Origin of the sequence: Streptomyces sp. HNM0575 (assembly GCF_012726265.1) — a bacterium.
In the GTDB taxonomy this organism is placed as follows: domain Bacteria; phylum Actinomycetota; class Actinomycetes; order Streptomycetales; family Streptomycetaceae; genus Streptomyces.
Genome location: NZ_JAASAG010000020.1, coordinates 1 through 16533 on the forward strand (window position 1 = coordinate 1; position 16533 = coordinate 16533).

A 16533-nucleotide genomic window follows, 5' to 3' on the forward strand; every position below is an offset into this window, starting at 1 on the left:
TTCATCCCGGCCCCGTCCCACAGGCGCCCTCACACTCAACGGGGTTGCGGCGTCCTCCTCCGGGGGCGCTGCCCGGGTCGTGACGGTGCATCAACCCTCCGGGTTGATCTTGTGGTGCCGGACGGGTCGTCAACTCTCCCTTGGGAGAAGAGGGAAAGGACACCGGCGCTCCGCGCCGGAAGCGGGCTACGAAAAAGACAGGGGGCCGGAACGGACCCCACAACATGATCACCAATACTCCTGCCACGATCCGGCTCTCGGTCCTTTGGGGGATCGGGACACACTTGCTGTCAACCGGACATCTGGCCCCTCAAAGGGATGGTGGAGGAAACCCACCAAACACCCACTCTCTTGGGAGCAGGAGATCTCGCCCCCCTTGGCATGCCGCCCCCCGAGCCTCCCCGCCGGAAATTGGGGGTTGCGCGCCTCACCGAAGACCCGGTTAGAACACGTCCGCATTGATCCAACGACTCTGAACAGGAGTTTTGCAATGGCAGTTGACCTTGAGTCACCTGAGCCGCGGCACAGGTACGAGCTGCGCACCCGGGGTGTCGATCTCAGCATCGACGTGCGCACCGTGGATCGGTTTCGGGCCTGGTTCCGGAACTGGTTCCGAGTGGGGGTGACGCTGTTCGGGATCGCTACCGCGGCGGGCTGGTTCACCCGCTGAGGCCACCCACGCGTGGGGGCCCTGCTGCTGCCGGCAGGAGGGCCCCCACGCCTTGTGGGTCCTGTCAGGCTTCGATGCCGATCCCGGAAACGTAGCCCGTACGTGACATAGCCGGAGGCGATGTAACTGGAGGCGTCGGCGATGATGTCGCCCCACGCCTGGTCGAGTTGGGCGTCGTCGCCGGCGGCCCAGGCGTGGGTGATGGTGGCCCACTCCCGGATGCGGATGGAGCGCTGCGGGACGTCGCGCCGACGTGGAGCGGGCACGTGGGACTGGTCGACGAGGTAGATCTCCACGCGCCTCCGGGAGAAGGCCGCTGGCAACACTTTTGTGTGCTGTCGTCAAGAATCGGGCTCCGCCCGGTTCTTGACGGTGCCTCGACCCTCTGGGTTGATCACGAGGGTACGGATAGACTGTCAATCTCTCTTGACGGGCGGGAAGGAGGACCGGTGCTCCGCACCGGACGGCGAGCTACGAGAAGCCGGCACGGCTCGGACTGATGCGGCTGAAACTGACCGCCTGGTGACACGGGTGCGGGGGTACGGCGTCGACGGACGAACTGTCAGGCGCAGCGCGCAGATCGCGGGGCGAGCACAGGCGGGCGGCGATGATGAGAGCGGGGGAGAACACAACTGGCGGTTATCGTCTGCCTTCTGATAAGCGCGCGGGTATTTACACAGACCAGGATTGAGGGGAATGCAGCAGACACGGCAGCGCAGGTCGGCGGTGACCAAGTGGGCGCTGATCGCGGGCAATCTGATGTTCGGGGTGCTCCTCGCCGGCTGCGGGCTCTACAACGTGGACCAGGTCGCCGGAACCTACCTCTCCGGGGAGAGGACCACGGCGCAGGTGCAAGACTGCATTCCGCCCTCGAACAGCAAAAGTTCCTACCGCTGCTCAGGCACCTGGAAACTGGCCGATGGCGCGCGTGGCACCGGCCAGATCGAGCGAGCCGAGGGCGCGGATGAGGGAAAGACCGTTCCGGTGCACGCGACCACGAGCAGCGCCGTCATGGGTGACGGCACGGCGGTACTCGGGGACGGTGCCCTATACATCGCGCTTGTGGGTTTCGGGCTCCTCTTCCTGACAGCAGGGCCCTGGAAGGTGAGGCGACTGTTCACCGGACGTGGTATCGATCGGCGCTCTGGCTCACGAGGCGAGTGGGCGCCCGACCCAGTCAAGTAGCGGCCGCACGGGCGCGTCGTGCTCGATGCCGTGGGCGTGTCGTGGGCCGGTCTGCCGTTGAGCAGCAGGTGTTGGGGGACGACGGGGCTTCGGCGGTCGCAGTCTGGTCTCCCACGGCGCTGGGAAGCGCTCGGCGAATGCTCCCAGCGTGGCGCGGACGAGCAGTAGAGGAGCCTATGGACCGCCCCGTCGAGTGGACGGTCCATAGGTCTCGCCGAAACCTCGCCAGTGCTTCCGGTTCGGGCCCCTGACAGAAGGCCAACGCCTGGGTCAGGCGGAGGAGAGGGCCTTGCGAAGCTCGTACGTCACCTCGGTCTGGTCATACCGGGCTGCCTCGAGTTGCCCCGCCTTGTTGTCCCGCTCCGCGTCAACCGCGTAGCCCCTCGCGCCGTTCAGGTAGGTCTTGGTGGCCCCGTTGGCGCACGCGACGAGGGCGTCCTTGATCTTCGCCTGGGTGTAGACGTTGTACGAGGCGGCCTTCTTCATGTCCGGCGGTGTTCCATCAGCCGAGATGGCTGCCGCGTTGAAGGAATCGGCGCTATTGATGGTCGCTGTGCAGGCCGACGCCGAAGAGACGGCGTGAGCAGGAGGAGCGAGTGCACCCTTCACGGCAGTCGCGGTGGCGGCAGGGCGCACCGGAATGTGCTGATCCCTCGGCGCCACCGGCATGTGACCGTCAGTCAAGACCATGGCGTTCGGCACCACTTCCTGCGGCGCGTGGGTGGGTGACGCCTCGGCTCCAGCCGCGTAAGCCGGAACAGTGAAAAGCGAGACACTGACCGCCACGGCGGCTGCCAGCGAGACACGACGAATCATGCGAATCCCCCCGTTTAGTTGTTTTGTCGATTTTGATTTTGACACTCTCGCGCCGGTCTCTTTGGACAGGCGGCTCCGGCGGCGGCTGATTGTGCAGCTGGGCGACCTGCCGCGTTCCCGCAGACCCGTGTGGGCGCCGTCCTGGGTGGTCATGGGGAGCAGCATGGCAACTTTTTTCGTGGCACGCAAGTTTTCCGGTCGCGAAATTTTTGGCAGCGAGCCGAGGCCGCGGCGCAGCGCCCCGACACAGCCCGGATCGGCCCTCGGGACCTGGGGGCTTCATCCCGGCCCCGTCCCACAGGCGCCCTCACACTCAACGGGGTTGCGGCGTCCTCCTCCGGGGGCGCTGCCCGGGTCGTGATGGTGCATCAACCCTCCGGGGTGCTCTCGTGTCGTTGACCTTCGATCAATTCCCCCATGGAGAATGCGCCGGCGCTTCGCGCCGGGAAGCGGGCTACATCGAGAGCGGCGGACGCTTCCGATCCCCTCGTCCAGGAGGCGGGGTCTTGCGGTCGATCGGATTCCTGGCTTCTCAAAGAGGTGAACGGAGCGCACCCGAACCCCTTGTGAAGTCAGCCGATCTCACCCCCCTGTGGATGCGCCCGGCCCCGGGTACCTGCCCGGACATGGAGGTGTGCTCTCCTTACTGACCATCCGCTGAGAACAAAGAACACGTCGTGTACATGTCTGCCCAACGATCTGAACAGCGGTTTCGGCAACGGCAGTTGACTGCACATCACATGAGTGGAAGCGCACGTGCTGTACGAGCTGCCCACCAAGGTGTCGATCTCAGTGACGACGCGCGCACCGTGGAGCGGCTCCGGGCCTGATTCCGGGGCGGGGTGGCCCTGTTCGGGGCGCCGGCAACACGGCGGGCTGGTTCACCCGCTGAGGCCACCCGCGCGTGGGGCTGTGTCGTTCGTCAACGGCGGGGCCCTGGGCGAGGGGGCGGGGCATCAGGCTCCGATACCGATTCCGGAGACGTAGGCGTAGGCCACGTAGTCGGATGCGATGTCCGCGATGATGTCGCCCCACGCCTGATCGAGCTGCACGTCGTCGCCAGCGGCCCACGCGTGGGTGATGGTGGCCCAGTCCCGGATCCGGATCGAGCGCTGCGGCACATCGCGCTGATGCTGGGCGGGCACTTGGGACTGGTTGACGGGGTAGATCTCCACGCGGGTGCCGCGCCCCTCGTGCTGGAGGCGCTTGGTCAGCGCGCCGGAGCGGACCATGTTGTGGGTGCGGATCTCGCGGTAGGCGCGCTCGATCTTTTCCCGGGAGCCCTTGCTGGGCTTGGCCTTGCCCCGCTGCCAGCGGCGCAGTGTCCCGGGTCGGACGCCGGCGTTACGCAGGGCCTGGCGGCCGGCGTCGGTGTCGAGGTAGTGCAGTCGGGCGCCCAGGCCACGCGGGGTGGTGATGGGGGACTTGATGCCGGTCTCCCGCACGATGCGTTCCAGTTCCGCGGAGAGGGCGCGGGAGCCCGGGATGCCGCGGGCGCCGTGCTTGGCGTACCAGCCCCATTCGTCGCGGGCGCTCACTGGTCACCGCCTCCGAGGGTGTAGGTGTGCTTGGGCTTCATTTCGGTCAAGTCGCGTCCTTCGGTCCACAGTTGGCGCCAGTCGCCCACCACGTGCAGCTCGTCCGTACCGGTCACCTCAACGACCGTGAGACCGGCCTGGTGCGCCTTGCGGGCCTTGAGCCAGAGATTCGCGAACGCCTGCGAGCGCAGGATGTGCATCCAGTCCGGGCGGCGGATCTCCCGGTTGTAGGTGGACTCCCCCATGGTCGAGATGAACTTGGAGTACGCGGCCTTCAGGTACTCCGTCGTCACCTCGTCCCCGGCCTCGATCGCCTCCCGGCGCACCTGGGCGAGCGTGCGGCGCAGCTTCTCCAGCACGTTCTCCGTCGCGCCGGAGGTCCAGGACTCATGGATGAGCGGAGCGTCGCACAGGCCGTCCCGGGCGCAGCGCTGGAGGAGGCGCAGGGTGGGTTCGGTGATCCACACGTCGCCGGCGGTGCGGCGGTCCCCGAGCGGAGAGGGGAGATCCTCGTGGTTCCATGCGGGCGGGGTGACCAGGTGGATGCCGGCCTTCTTGGGGTCGTGCCTGCCGCCGGCGTCGTGGGTGAGCTGCCCGATTGGCAGGTGCGTCTTGAAGGCCGCCAGGTAGGCGGCGTTCGCGTCGAGCGCCGTGACCTCACGCGGGGTGGCGTCGGTGCGCAGCGGCATGTTCTTCCAGCTCAGCCGGCCTTCCCAGACGGCATCCGCGCCGGACTTCTGGCCCGTCTTCTTCAGCAGATCATTGACCGGTGGGAAGGAGCTGTGTTCGTAGCGGCTGCCCTTGCGGGTGTGGTCGAACCAGCCCATCACGTCGGGCACGGCCCGCTTGATCAGAGCGTTGGTGGCGGCGATCGCGTCCCCGTGGGCATCCTGCAGAACGTTGAAGACCGTTCTGTGGATCTGCTCGATCACGTCGCTGTCGACGGATCCCGAACGCGCCGAAGTAGGAGGGGACTTGGGAGCCGCTGTGGCAGGATCGGGCGCTGTCGCCAACGAGCTGGGCTCCGGCGGGGACTCCGGCGCAGAGGCTTGTGCGGGGGCGGCCTGTGGGAGGGGGGCGTCGAGGAAGCGGGCGCGCAGGAAGTCGGGCCACAGCCGGATCGTGGGACCGCTGGTGGCAGTGCCGAAGTCGCTTTCGGCAACGGCAAGTTGAGCCGTGTCGCCGTCGCGCTCCAAGCGCAGCACGACATCCGCGGACAGTCGTCCGAGGACGGTGGGGTCGTCGGTATCGACGGCCGCCAGCACCGGCAGCTGATGTTCGCGGGCGAGTCGCACCAGGTCGCGCGTCACCGCGGGCAGAGCATTGCCGGACAGCGGCACAGCCGGGTCGGCGGCCGCCTGGAGGCGGTCCACCACCAGCAGGGCCAGGCCCTCAACGTCCGCGATGGTGCCTGCGATCGCGGTGGTGTCCAGGTCCTCGCCATCGTCGACCCAGAGCGGTGCCTGGCGGGCTTCATCAAGGGCTGCGTGCACCTCGGGGGGCGCATCGAGCGACCCGGCGCGCAGTAGCTGGTAGTTGGCGCCCGCGTGAGCGGCGGCGATGCGGCACGAGACATCCGTGGCGCTCGGCCCGGAGGCGGCATACAGGACGGTACGGCCGTGCATGACAGCCGCGTGACGGGCCGCGGACGCCGCCAGCAGGGAGCCGCCGACACCAGGGGCCGCGGCGACGAGGGCGAGGCGGCCGGGCAGGAGACCACCCGTGGTCTCATCCAGCGCCGGCAGCCCGTACGACAGCGGAGCCCGGGCGGCGGTGCTCGCGAGCGAATCGAGAGCAGCCGCAGGCCCGGTCAACGTCCGTGGACGGCGGGCCGGGCGCGGGACCTGCGCCGACGGGCACGAGATACCAACCGACGGACCAGGTGTCGGGACCGGGGCCATGGGGATCACGTCGACGTCGACGGGGAGCAGCACCGCAACATCCCGGGTGCGCTTACGCAGCCGCTGCGGAGCACCGCCGGCCGCCTGCGCCACCAAGCTGCCCAGTGTCTGCCGAGCCTGGGTGAGCCCGTGGGAAGGCCAGGACTCCAGCACCGCACGCTGCTCCTCAGTGAGCGCATCCAACGGAGTCAGCACGGCCCGCACGAGCATGTCACCGGACTCCCGCGTGATGACGACCGGAGCGCCTGCATCGAGCAGCTGGAAGAGAGCCTTACGAGCGGCCTCCGTCCCATACAGACCGGCCTCACGATGCGCGGCCATGCGACGCCCTCCTCACAACTCTGCCTCACACTTGCACATGTAAGCCTGGTACAGAGAACCTATCGAGAAGTGCGGCATGTGCGCGTTGGACTAGGGGTTTCTCTTGTGGGATGACTTGCCTTCATGCCAGGCGTCGTGATGGGAGGGAAGCCTTGATTTGTAGCTGTCCTCGTGAGCTGGGAGAGAGGGGGCAGGGGTGGCCGGCGGTGATGTAGAGGCGCTCGATGCCCTCGGGAATGACGTGGGTGACGTGGGTGGCGTGGGTGACGTGGGTGACGGCCTGGAGGATTTCGGCGGCCGAGGCGGTGGGCAGCTGCAGGCGGATGGTGTGGTCGCGGTGGACGAGGATGCCGGTGTCGGTGTCCAAGAAGGCCATGGTGCGGGCCTGTTGGGTGAAGTTCGGGCGGGTGGAGACCAGGTTCGGGGTGTGGGTGATCCACGCGTCGCCCTCGGGTCCGTCAGGGATGCCGGGCAGGGTCCTGGAGAGGCTTTCGGCCTCTTCGGGCGAGGAGTTGGGGGTGGCGGCAGGCGAGGCTTGGGCCTCCTCCAGCATGCCGGACGAGTTGTCCTCTACGGATGGCGGCTGCGCGGGAATCGGTGAAGCCGGACCAGCAGCCGCATCAGGGAGCAACTCCGCCTCCCCTGCTTCCTGTCCGGCCTGAGGAAGGGCAGCGGCCGGAGACTGCCCTCCCGGGGTTTCTTCGTCCGCAGCCCTCGACGGTGCGGTCACCGTGAGGGGCGGCGCCGGGGTGCCGGCGAGGGACGGCGCAGCCGTGTGGCGGGACTCTTCTTCCTGTGTGATCTCCGGTTGCGCAGCGGGGGGTTGGTGCGAGGTGGGAGTGAGGTTCTCGGGTGCCAGGGCAGGGGCGAGGGCGACCACGTCGGTGACGCTGAGGCCGGCGGCGGGCGCGATCCGGTCGGCTTTGGCCTTGTCGTAGGCGGCCAGGGCGGTGATGTGTTTGTCGCGGCGGTTCTGCAGCTTCGTCAGGTGGGCCTGTGTCTTTTTGATTTCGTCCCGTACGGTGCGCAGTTCGGCGAGTTGGGCGGTGTAGGCCTTGGCGTCCATCGAAGGGTCCTTGCGGGGGCGGTGTCAGTCGGTTGCGGTGGTCGTGGGGATGGTGCGGTAGGCGATGGCTCCGCCGGATTCGGAGGGCAATCGCGCGCCCAGGAGCAGCTGGGCCAGCCGGCGACCGCCGGCGGTGGGTGCGGTCAACTCCATGGCGGGGCGGGCCAGATCGGTGACGTAGCCGGTCAACAGCGCGTCGGGGAAGGCGTGGCGGCCGCCGTTCTTCTCCCAGCGGTCCAGTCCGGTCAGGACGGCGACCACGTAACCGGACAGCGTCACCGGCAGCACTTCCCCGGCGGCGACGCTGGTGGGATCGCAACGCCACCAGCCTCGCAGCGCCTTGAGCAACTCCTGGGGGGTCAGGTCGGTGGAGTAGCCGATCCACTGGCGGTCGGTTTCCCCGACCCGGGTGGCCACATCCACGCGCAGCACCGCCACTTCACGCGCGGTCAGCTCCTGCAGCGGTGCCTCGCCGTGGTCCCGCAGCGCTTGGACAGCGCTTGGACCACGTCCAGCGGGATCATGGTCCGTACGCCGCGCTGCGACAGCCCGGGGAGCAGACCGGCGTGGATGAACCGCCGGAAGGTGGTGATCGCGCAGCCCAGTTCCTCCGCGGCCTGTCCCGTCGTCAGCAGCACCGCCTCAATCCCTTCTACATGCGAACTCTGATATCTGAGTTGGCATGCCGCCTACGGTGTTGCACCGACTGCGGCAAGCCGCGTGACCGATCCGCGCGGTGGCGGGCAAAGACCCACACACAGAGAGGAGGCGCAGGGCTGCTCCCCCGATCACGGCCAGAGCGACAGGGTGCACCTGAGGATGTTCTCTCGTCACCTTGGGCAGCCGGGCGCAGGCAGCACCAACTCGGCGAGTTCCGCGTGGTCTTCTCAGGCTTCGGCGGTAAGCCAGTCGGAGGCGCCGCGGAAGGTGTTGCGGTAGGCACGGGGAGAGACGCCGAGAGTGGCGTGCAGATGCTGGCGCAGTGAGGCTGCGGTTCCAAAGCCCGCGTCGGAGGCGATCCGGTCGACAGGAAGCTCTGTCTCCTCCAGGAGCTGCCGGGCACGCTCGACGCGCTGCCTTGTCAGCCACTGCATCGGCGTGAGCCCGAGCTCTTCGCGGAAGCGCCGGTTGAACGTGCGCACGCTCATCGATGCCTGATCGGCCAGCTCCCCCAGGGTGAGAGGGCGGCCGAGATGCTCCAGCGCCCATCTGCGGGCCGCGCCGGTGGAGGACGTGCCCGCCTCCGGCACCGGGCGCTGAATGAACTGGGCCTGCCCGCCCTCCCGGTGGGGCGGGACCACCGAGCGCCGTGCGATGTCGTTGGCGACCGCCGCCCCGTGATCGTTACGGATCATGTGCAGGCACAGGTCCATCCCCGCGGCGCATCCGGCCGAGGTGAAGACGCCCTCGTCCTCGGTGTAGAGGACATCGGGGTCCAGATCGACGTCCGGGAAGAGCTCCCGGAACTGGCCCGCACGCCTCCAGTGCGTGGTCGCCCGGCGGCCGTCGAGCAGGCCGGCGGCGGCCAGCACGAATGCCCCCGTACAGATCGAGGCGATCCGGGCGCCCGCCGGGATGCGGTCGAAGGCCTCGGCCAGCGGCCCGTCCAGGTCGGACGTCCGGCGGTCGTAGTCCTCGTCCGATGCCGTGACGATCACGGTCTCCGCCTCCGCGAGGGCTTCGGGGCCATGGCAGACGATCATGCTGAAGTCCGTGTTCGTCCGCACCTCGCCAGGGGTGAAAGTGCAGGTCACGACCTCGTAGAGTCGCTTGCCCTCCGAAGACTCGGCGTCGCCGAAGGCCTGATGCACGATGCCCAGCTCGATCGGCAGCTGCCCTTGGCGGACGAGTACGGCGACCCGGTGCCGACCGGAGTTCCCGAAAACACCCATGGCCAAAGTCTTGCACAGCTTGGCCATCTGGCCACTGGTTCGGGGAGGACGGAACTCGCACGATGCATGCATGGTCAAGACTCCGAAGGCTGTGCCGGACGCCCCCGGGAGCCACGAGGACACCGCCACGCGCAGCCCCCGTGTACATCAGGCGTGGTGGGTCCTCGCCGTCGCCCTCCTGGTGATCACCGCCGCCAACGCCTCGATCGCGATGCCGGGAGTGCTGACCGAGCCGCTGCACGGGGAGTTCCACTGGTCACGCGGCACGATCGGGTTCGCCGCCTCCGTCAACCTGCTGTTCTTCGGACTGACCGCGCCGTTCTCCGCGGCGCTGATGGACCGCTTCGGCATCCGCCGCGTCGTCGTGGGCGCGCTGGGCTTGATCGGCGCGGGCGCGGCCCTGACCACGGTCATGACCCAGCCCTGGCAGATGGCCCTGTACTGGGGCCTGCTGATCGGCCTGGGCAGCGGCTCCATGGCGACCACGTTCGCCGCCACCGTCGCCAACCGGTGGTTCCTTCAGCGGCGCGGCCTGGTCACCGGGCTGCTCGGCGGAGCGGCCCACCTCGGACAGCTGATCTTCCTGCCGGGGCTCGCCTGGATCGTCGAGCACTTCGCGTGGCGCCCGGGTGTCGTGACGCTGGCCCTGGCCGCGCTCGTCATGGTGCCGCTGGTCTGCCTGATGCTTCGCGACCACCCCGCGGATGCGGGCCTGAAGCCGTACGGGGCGGCGGAGTTCATCCCGAAACCCGCCCCCGTGCCGGGTGCCGCCCGGCGCGCGGTGCGGGTGCTGGCCGCCGCCGCCAGGACTCGGCCGTTCTGGCTGCTCGCCGGCACGTTCGTGATCTGCGGTGCGACGACCAACGGCATCCAGTTCGTCCATTTCACCCCCGCCGCACACGACCACGGCATGCCGGTGACCGTCGCGTCCTCGCTGCTGGCCGCGATCGGGATCTTCTCCTTCGTCGGCACCATCGCCTCCGGCTGGCTCACCGACCGCCTCGACCCCCGGTGGCTTCTCGCCGGCTACTACTCACTGCGCGGCTTGACGCTGATCCTCCTGCCGCTGGTGATGACGCCCGACGTCGAGCTGCCGATGCTCGCCTTCGTCGTCGTCTACGGCCTGATCGATGTCGCCACCGTGCCCCCGACGATCGCACTGTGCCGGGAGCGGTACGGGCTGGAGAACAGTCCCATCGTCTTCGGCTGGATCACCGCCTCCCACCAGCTGGGCGCCGGCCTCATGGCCGTGGGCGGCGGCATGGCGCGCGACGCCTTCGGCTCCTACACCCCGGTGTGGATGGCCGCCGGGGGAATCTGCGCGACGGCGGCCCTGATGGTGACGCTGGTGAGGCATCCGGCGGCCGCAGGCAGCGGCTTGGAGGCAGAGGGGTGCCGGCCTGGACACGGCGCGGACGCAACGGCATCTGCGGCGCCCCCGGGCCGAACCCGCTTCCAGACCTCACACACCGAGGATCCGACATGAGGAGAGGAACACCGATGGCGAACACATCACTCTCGCCGCGCGTGACCGGGGCGTTCACCTCGGGCACAGCGGGCGCCGCGTTCGTTGATCTCAGCCACGAGATCACCCCAGGCTCGACCGCCTACCCCGGGCTCCCCCAGCCCGAGCTCACCCCGTACCTCACCCACGAGCAGTCCCGCGAACTGTACGACGACGGCTACCAGTTCCACACGGGGCAGCTGCGCCTGGTGGGCCAGACGGGAACGTATCTGGACACGCCCTTCCATCCGTTCCCCGACGGCTACGACCTCACCCGCCTCGACCTGCGGCGAGTGGCGAACGTACCCGCCACCGTCGTCGAGACGGACGAACAGGAGATTCCCGCGGACCATTTCCTCAAGGCCGACAAGCTGGCAGGACGAGCCGTACTCATCCGGACGGGCTGGTCGCGGCACTGGGGGACGGACACCTACGGGAACGGCCGCCACCCCTACCTGTCGGCCGAGGCCGCGCAGCTCCTCGCGGATGCCGGGCCCTGCGTGGTGGGAATCGACTCACTCGACATCGACGGTACCCACACCCGCGCACGGCCGGCCCACCACGCACTCCTGGGCGCGGGTATCCCGGTCGTCAAGCACCTGACGTCGCTTGACCAACTGCCGGTCCGGGGTGCCAAGTTCACGGCAGTCCCGGTCAAGGTCAGCGGCCTCGGCACTCTTCCCGTACGAGCCTTCGCGACGTGGCCGAGGTGGTCCTGAGAATCCTGCGCTGAGCCGCCGTCGCCCCGGTTCAGCCCCGGTTCAGCCCCGGCCCAGGATGGCGGCCAGGCCGAACTCGAAGCGCTCGTCGAAGGAGCCCCCCGCAAGGTAGCCGAGAGTGCGGTGCAGGCCCGGGTGGGCCGTGGGAGAGAGCGACTCCGCCAGCCGGTCACCCAGGGACTGGCGCTGCGCCGCCTGTTCCTCCTGGGTGAGGCCGAGGGTGAAGTAGAGGACCGTCCAGACGGTCCAGGCCGCCTCGCGCTCGGACCGGCCGCTGTCGAGGAACGCAGCGACGAACGTCTCGGCCAACCGCAGGGTGTGCGGTTCGGCGACGTAGGTGCCGACGACCAGCGCCGCGCCGTCGCGATGGGCGAGCAGGGCACGGCGGTAGCGGCGGGCCAGTTCACGGACGCGCTCGTCCGGCGCGTCCGGCAATGCGTCGAGCGGGATCTCCCCGACCACCGCGTCCGCCATCAGCTCCAGCATCCGGGCCTTGGTCTTCACGTGCCACAGCACGGTGTTCATCCGCACACCGAGCCGGTGTGCGACCGCCCGGATGGAGAGCGCATCCAGGCCCTTGTCGTCCAACAGCTCCAGCCCGGCACGGACCACGGTGCCGGGCTCAAGCCGCTCAGCCGTTTGCTTATTGGTCATTGACCTAGTTTACTGCCAACCCGAAGCATTGGTCAGCGACCAAGGAGGTTCGGTTCCATGGAACAGCGTCACGTCGTCATCGCCGGAGGCGGCCCGGTCGGGCTCTGGCTCGCCGCCGAACTGCGACTGGGCGAGGTACGTGTCACCGTCGTCGAGCAGCGCACGGAGATCGACGAACGCTCCAAAGCGCTCACCATTCACCCGCGCACCATCGAGGTCTTGGCCGCACGCGGCGCGCACCCGCCCTTCCTCGCGGAGGGCCTGCGCATCCCCACCGGCCACTTCGCCTCGCTCGACGAACGGCTCGACTTCCGGGACCTGGACACCCCCTTCCCGTACACCCTCGCGCTGCCCCAGGCCCGCACCGAGGAACTGCTGGAAGAGCGTGCGACCGGGCTGGGCGCCACGATCCGACGCGGACACCGCGTCACCGGGTTCACCGAACATGCGGGCTCGGTGACAGTGCGGGTGACCGGGCCGCACGGAGAGTACGAGACGCAGGCGGACCACCTCGTCGGCTGCGACGGCACCCACAGCACCGTGCGCACCGCCGCCGGCATCGACTTCCCCGGCACGCCCTCCACCATCCTCGGCTGGCTCGGCGACGTCACCCTCGACCGTCCCCCGCGGCCCGGCTTCAGCGTCTCGGGTCCGCACGGCGGACTGATGGTCGCGCCGTTGCCCGGCGGACGGTTCCGCCTGGTCGGCCTCAGCCCCGACGGCCTCACCACCCGGTGGCCCGGCGACCTCACACTGAAGGAGCTACGGCACCGGACCGCCACCATCGCCGGTGACGACTTCGGCATGCACGACCCGTCCTGGCTCTCCCGCTTCGGCAACGCCACCCGGCTCGCCGCCACGTACCGGCGCGGACGCGTCCTGCTGGCCGGCGACGCGGCCCACCAGCACTTCCCCACCGGAGGAGTGGGGATGAACATCGGCATCCAGGACGCGCACAACCTCGGCTGGAAGCTGGCCGCGACCCTGAACGGCCGGGCACCGGACGGCCTGCTGGACACCTACCACGCCGAACGCCACCCGGTAGGTGCCCAGTTGATGGAGCACAGCCGTGCCCAGACCGCGCTGATGACCGCCTTCACGCCCGAGGGCCTAGCCCTGCGCTCCCTGCTCAGCGAGTTGATCGCCCAGCAGCCCGGGTTCGCCCGCGCCCTGGCCGAACGGCTCACCGCGCTCGCCGTGCGCTATCCGGCCGACCCAGCCGCCCACCCCCTTGCCGGCACCCGCGCACCCGACCTGACCCTCACCGGCACCGACACCGGACTCTTCGCCCTGCTGCGGCCCGACGCGTACCTGCTGCTCGACCTCACCGCCGACAACGCGCTCGGCGGCCTCGCGCGCCCCGGCCTGGCCGTCCACGCCGGAACACTCCATGAGCCCCCCGCCGCCTGGCGCGAGGTCCGCGCCACCCTGATCCGCCCCGACGGACACGTCGCCTGGGCCGGCACAGGCCAGGACACCGCCGCCCTGCCCGCAGCCCTCGGCACATTCGTCACCGTCTGACCGGCCGCCGATCCCAGCGACTGCCCACCGACCAAAGGCCTGGTCCAGATTTCCCATCTGCCCACCACACCCCGCACAGCACCTCACCGCACCGGACGCCGCGGGGCCCGCCCTTCGGGCGCACGACGGAACCTGGAACAGGCCCTACGGGCGTGCGAAGGAGCCTTGGCGACGAGGCACTGTCACTCTCCTCGAAGTAGAACTGGGCTTCAGAGCAGGGCTTCCCGCTAGCGCCCGCGAACCCGCCACCCTCCACAATGGCCGTGCCATCACCTCCAGGAGCAGCCTGGCCAGGGGTGACCCAGCACAAGGCCGCCTATCCAGTAGGACGCGAGCTGGATAACCTGGCCGCTCCTGGTCGATGAGGCGTTCCGAGTCACCCACAGCATCGCTCTTACGAGGCGGGCTGGGCTCGGTGAACTCAGTCTGCGCCTTTCTGCATCGACACGATCCTGTTTGACTCAGCGACGTGTGCGCACGTGCTGCTATGCCCCGCACTTTCGAGGTGCCCAGCCGCGTCTTGACCGAATTACCCCGATGCAAAGGAGACGTTATGCAGTCTGGACTCGCGAGCCGCTCAGCCATGGGGAGTGCCCTGCTCAGGGCATCGCACGCTCAGCAAGACCCGGCGCCCCGCGTCCTGGAGGACTCGATTGCAGGGCGACTCGTGCCGGAGATGGAGCGAGCGCGTCTCGAGGCAACAATTTCCGGGTGGCTTCCGGAGGTTCGCCAGTCTCTGCGTCTCGGCCACGCCGTGCGCGCCCGGCTTGCAGAGGACACAGCGGTGGCGGGCCTGTCCGATGGCAGACGTGATTACGTCCTGCTCGGCGCCGGGCTGGACACCTTCGCCTGGCGCCATCCGCGTGCCAGCGATTTCTGCATCTGGGAAGTCGATCATCCTGACACCCAGGCATGGAAGCGATCAGCCCTTCTCAACGCTGGAATTGCCGAGGCGCCTAACGTGCGCTTCCTGTCCGCAGATCTAGCCTCCACGGCACTCGATGACATCGGTCTGCCAGTTCGCGCGACGTGGAACTGGCTAGGGGTGACGATGTATCTCTCGCGTGCGGCCAACGAACTGACTCTTCGCTCAATCGCATCCAGGCAGGAAGGGACCACGCTGATCGTTGACTTCGTCGCTGCCACCGCAGAGCTCGACGACCTTGGACGGGCCGTCAGCGCCTCCGCCTCGGCGGCAGTCGCCGCGGACCAGGAACCCATCGTCGCCGACTACACCACATCCGAAGTCGAGACTCTCCTGCACGATGTGGGTTTTCGGACCGTGACCATGCTGGGAGCCGAGACGCTACATGCGCGTTATTTGAATGCGCACCCAGCCCTGCGTCTTCCCCGCTCCACTGCTCTCGCTGTGGCCACAGTGTGACGTCTCGTCCCAGGTTGGTTGATATCTGTGACTCACGTCCCTCTCACCAAGCACAGGCCACCAACCCGGTCCTACGCTGCGAGAACCACTCGATGACGCCGAGCAGCATAGAGATAATCCTCGTGTCGCATCCGTCGTGGTCGGCGTCGACCCACAACTTGAACTTCTTCCGCTCGTAGCCGTTCCGGGATTCCTTCTTGGCTGGCAGCTGCTTCACGGCCGCGCTCAAAGAATGGGTGCCGGCGGACGTGGGCAGGGCGTTCGCCGGCGGTTTTTGAGGTGGTGGGCCGTGTGATGCCTTGCCGGCAGTGGAGCAGGCGGTGAGCACCGTGAGGCAGGAGGCGAGAACAGGAGGCGAGAAGGGGACCGAGACGGCGAGTGCTCATGTAGTGCTCCCTCTGACCGGTGTCGTCCTGTGTGGGGAGCCACCGCGAGACCGGTACCTATTTGAGAACAGTTATGTGTGTGTGGCGGTGTATGGGGGCTGCTCTTCTCTCGTCGGTGCGTCAGTGTGGAGCTTCATGCTTCGTGCCGAGGCAGATCCGGTTGCCGGGCGGTCCCTTCGCAGCGCTCCCCCACCGTCAGGTAAGGCCTCTTCATGCCACCCCGCATCGTGTCTGCTGTGCATAGAAGAGCCGTCGGCCTGAGCCGTGTGGAATGAGGAAGACGCCTTAGGGGGTGCTCCTGAAGTCGTTTGTGTGTGCCCGGCGGCGTCATGCGGAGCTGAGTTTCGGTTAGCGGAATTGACGTGATGGGGTTGGGCCGATCATCATGTTTCCTTCTGGCAGGTGTGTACCTGGGAAGGAAATGTCATGGCGCAGCGAGTCGTTACTCTCCTCATCGATGATCTTACGGGTGAGGAGTCGGAAGACGTGACGAATGTGCAGTTCTCCGTTGCCGGTACGGACTTTGAGATCGACCTCAACGACAAGAACCACGATGAGTTCATGAATGCTCTGGCGCCTTACATGAAGAACGGTCGGCGCATCAAGCGCAGCCGGAAGGTGGGCCGGGGCTCCAGGCAGGCTTCCTCAGCCGGTGACGGTAACGAGACAGCGAAAATCCGGGAGTGGGCCAAGGAGCAGGGGTATGAGGTCAACGACCGGGGGCGGGTTCCCGCGACTGTTCGTGAGGCGTACGAGAAGGCTCACTGACGCACGACCTGAGAGTTGCAGGGCCCCCTGCCTGGATGACGCCCGTGGGATGGACCAGAGGGATGGGGGCTTGTATCTGTTTGGAGCGTGTTCTCCGTCGGCCGTGAGACAGCGCGCTGGCCGGGACGTTTCAGCGGGGCTTCGCCACCACGAACAGCACCGAAGCCACCACCTGCAACGCCACGACCCTCTCCCCCACCGGCACCGG

General features: G+C 68.2%; 14 protein-coding genes. 6 read left to right on the forward strand and 8 right to left on the reverse strand.

Annotation, left to right across the window (positions count from 1 at the left end; genetic code table 11):
* The first annotated feature begins 1366 nt into the window (after positions 1–1366).
* Entirely contained in the window at positions 1367–1855 is a 489-nt protein-coding gene (locus HCC61_RS29220) for a hypothetical protein (RefSeq protein WP_169140738.1), read from the forward strand.
* A 270-nt stretch (positions 1856–2125) separates the two neighbouring features.
* Here HCC61_RS29220 and HCC61_RS29225 read toward each other — a convergent pair whose 3' ends face one another.
* The 7 genes from HCC61_RS29225 to HCC61_RS29250 form a co-directional block, all read right to left on the reverse strand.
* Positions 2126–2824: a hypothetical protein gene (locus tag HCC61_RS29225; RefSeq protein ID WP_169140740.1), complete on the reverse strand. Its 699-nt coding sequence runs from the start codon at positions 2822–2824 to the stop codon at positions 2126–2128.
* An 803-nt stretch (positions 2825–3627) separates the two neighbouring features.
* Positions 3628–4209 (reverse strand): hypothetical protein, encoded by a 582-nt coding sequence (locus HCC61_RS29230; protein ID WP_169140742.1) that lies wholly within the window; start codon positions 4207–4209, stop codon positions 3628–3630.
* On the reverse strand, positions 4206–6431 hold the full coding sequence (locus HCC61_RS29235; protein WP_169140743.1) for a DnaB-like helicase C-terminal domain-containing protein: 2226 nt from the start codon (positions 6429–6431) through the stop codon (positions 4206–4208). Before HCC61_RS29235 ends, HCC61_RS29230 begins: the two co-directional genes overlap by 4 nt.
* A gap of 121 nt (positions 6432–6552) precedes the next feature.
* Complete coding sequence (locus tag HCC61_RS29240; RefSeq protein ID WP_169140745.1) at positions 6553–7497, reverse strand: hypothetical protein; 945 nt, start codon at positions 7495–7497, stop codon at positions 6553–6555.
* 24 nt (positions 7498–7521) lie between these two features.
* A complete protein-coding gene (locus tag HCC61_RS29245) occupies positions 7522–7920 on the reverse strand; it encodes a DNA-binding protein (protein WP_240969402.1) in 399 nt (132 codons plus the stop codon).
* Positions 7921–7946: 26 nt separating this feature from the next.
* Positions 7947–8135: a helix-turn-helix domain-containing protein gene (locus tag HCC61_RS31080; protein WP_346777440.1), complete on the reverse strand. Its 189-nt coding sequence runs from the start codon at positions 8133–8135 to the stop codon at positions 7947–7949.
* 249 nt (positions 8136–8384) lie between these two features.
* Positions 8385–9416: a helix-turn-helix domain-containing protein gene (locus HCC61_RS29250; RefSeq protein WP_169140747.1), complete on the reverse strand. Its 1032-nt coding sequence runs from the start codon at positions 9414–9416 to the stop codon at positions 8385–8387.
* Between the two features lie 43 nt (positions 9417–9459).
* Here HCC61_RS29250 and HCC61_RS29255 point away from each other — a divergent pair, with 43 nt between their 5' ends.
* Together HCC61_RS29255 and HCC61_RS29260 are read left to right on the forward strand one after the other, a co-directional pair.
* Positions 9460–10875, forward strand: coding sequence for an MFS transporter (locus tag HCC61_RS29255; RefSeq protein ID WP_169140749.1), 1416 nt, complete (start codon positions 9460–9462; stop codon positions 10873–10875).
* Positions 10876–10889: 14 nt separating this feature from the next.
* Positions 10890–11612 carry a cyclase family protein gene (locus HCC61_RS29260; protein WP_169140751.1) on the forward strand — a complete coding sequence of 241 codons (723 nt, stop codon included), beginning with the start codon at positions 10890–10892 and terminating at the stop codon, positions 11610–11612.
* A 42-nt stretch (positions 11613–11654) separates the two neighbouring features.
* Here the strand turns inward: HCC61_RS29260 and HCC61_RS29265 are convergent, their stop codons facing one another.
* Positions 11655–12266 carry a TetR/AcrR family transcriptional regulator C-terminal domain-containing protein gene (locus HCC61_RS29265; RefSeq protein WP_169140753.1) on the reverse strand — a complete coding sequence of 204 codons (612 nt, stop codon included), beginning with the start codon at positions 12264–12266 and terminating at the stop codon, positions 11655–11657.
* Between the two features lie 57 nt (positions 12267–12323).
* Between HCC61_RS29265 and HCC61_RS29270 the strand changes: the two genes are divergently transcribed.
* The 3 genes from HCC61_RS29270 to HCC61_RS29280 all read left to right on the forward strand — a co-directional run bounded on the left by HCC61_RS29270 (position 12324) and on the right by HCC61_RS29280 (position 16325).
* The gene (locus tag HCC61_RS29270; protein WP_169140762.1) at positions 12324–13787 is read left to right on the forward strand and encodes an FAD-dependent monooxygenase; all 1464 of its coding nucleotides are present in this window, start codon (positions 12324–12326) and stop codon (positions 13785–13787) included.
* A gap of 583 nt (positions 13788–14370) precedes the next feature.
* Positions 14371–15171: a class I SAM-dependent methyltransferase gene (locus HCC61_RS29275; protein ID WP_240969406.1), complete on the forward strand. Its 801-nt coding sequence runs from the start codon at positions 14371–14373 to the stop codon at positions 15169–15171.
* 812 nt (positions 15172–15983) lie between these two features.
* On the forward strand, positions 15984–16325 hold the full coding sequence (locus HCC61_RS29280) for an Lsr2 family protein (RefSeq protein ID WP_169140766.1): 342 nt from the start codon (positions 15984–15986) through the stop codon (positions 16323–16325).
* Positions 16326–16533: the final 208 nt, after the last annotated feature.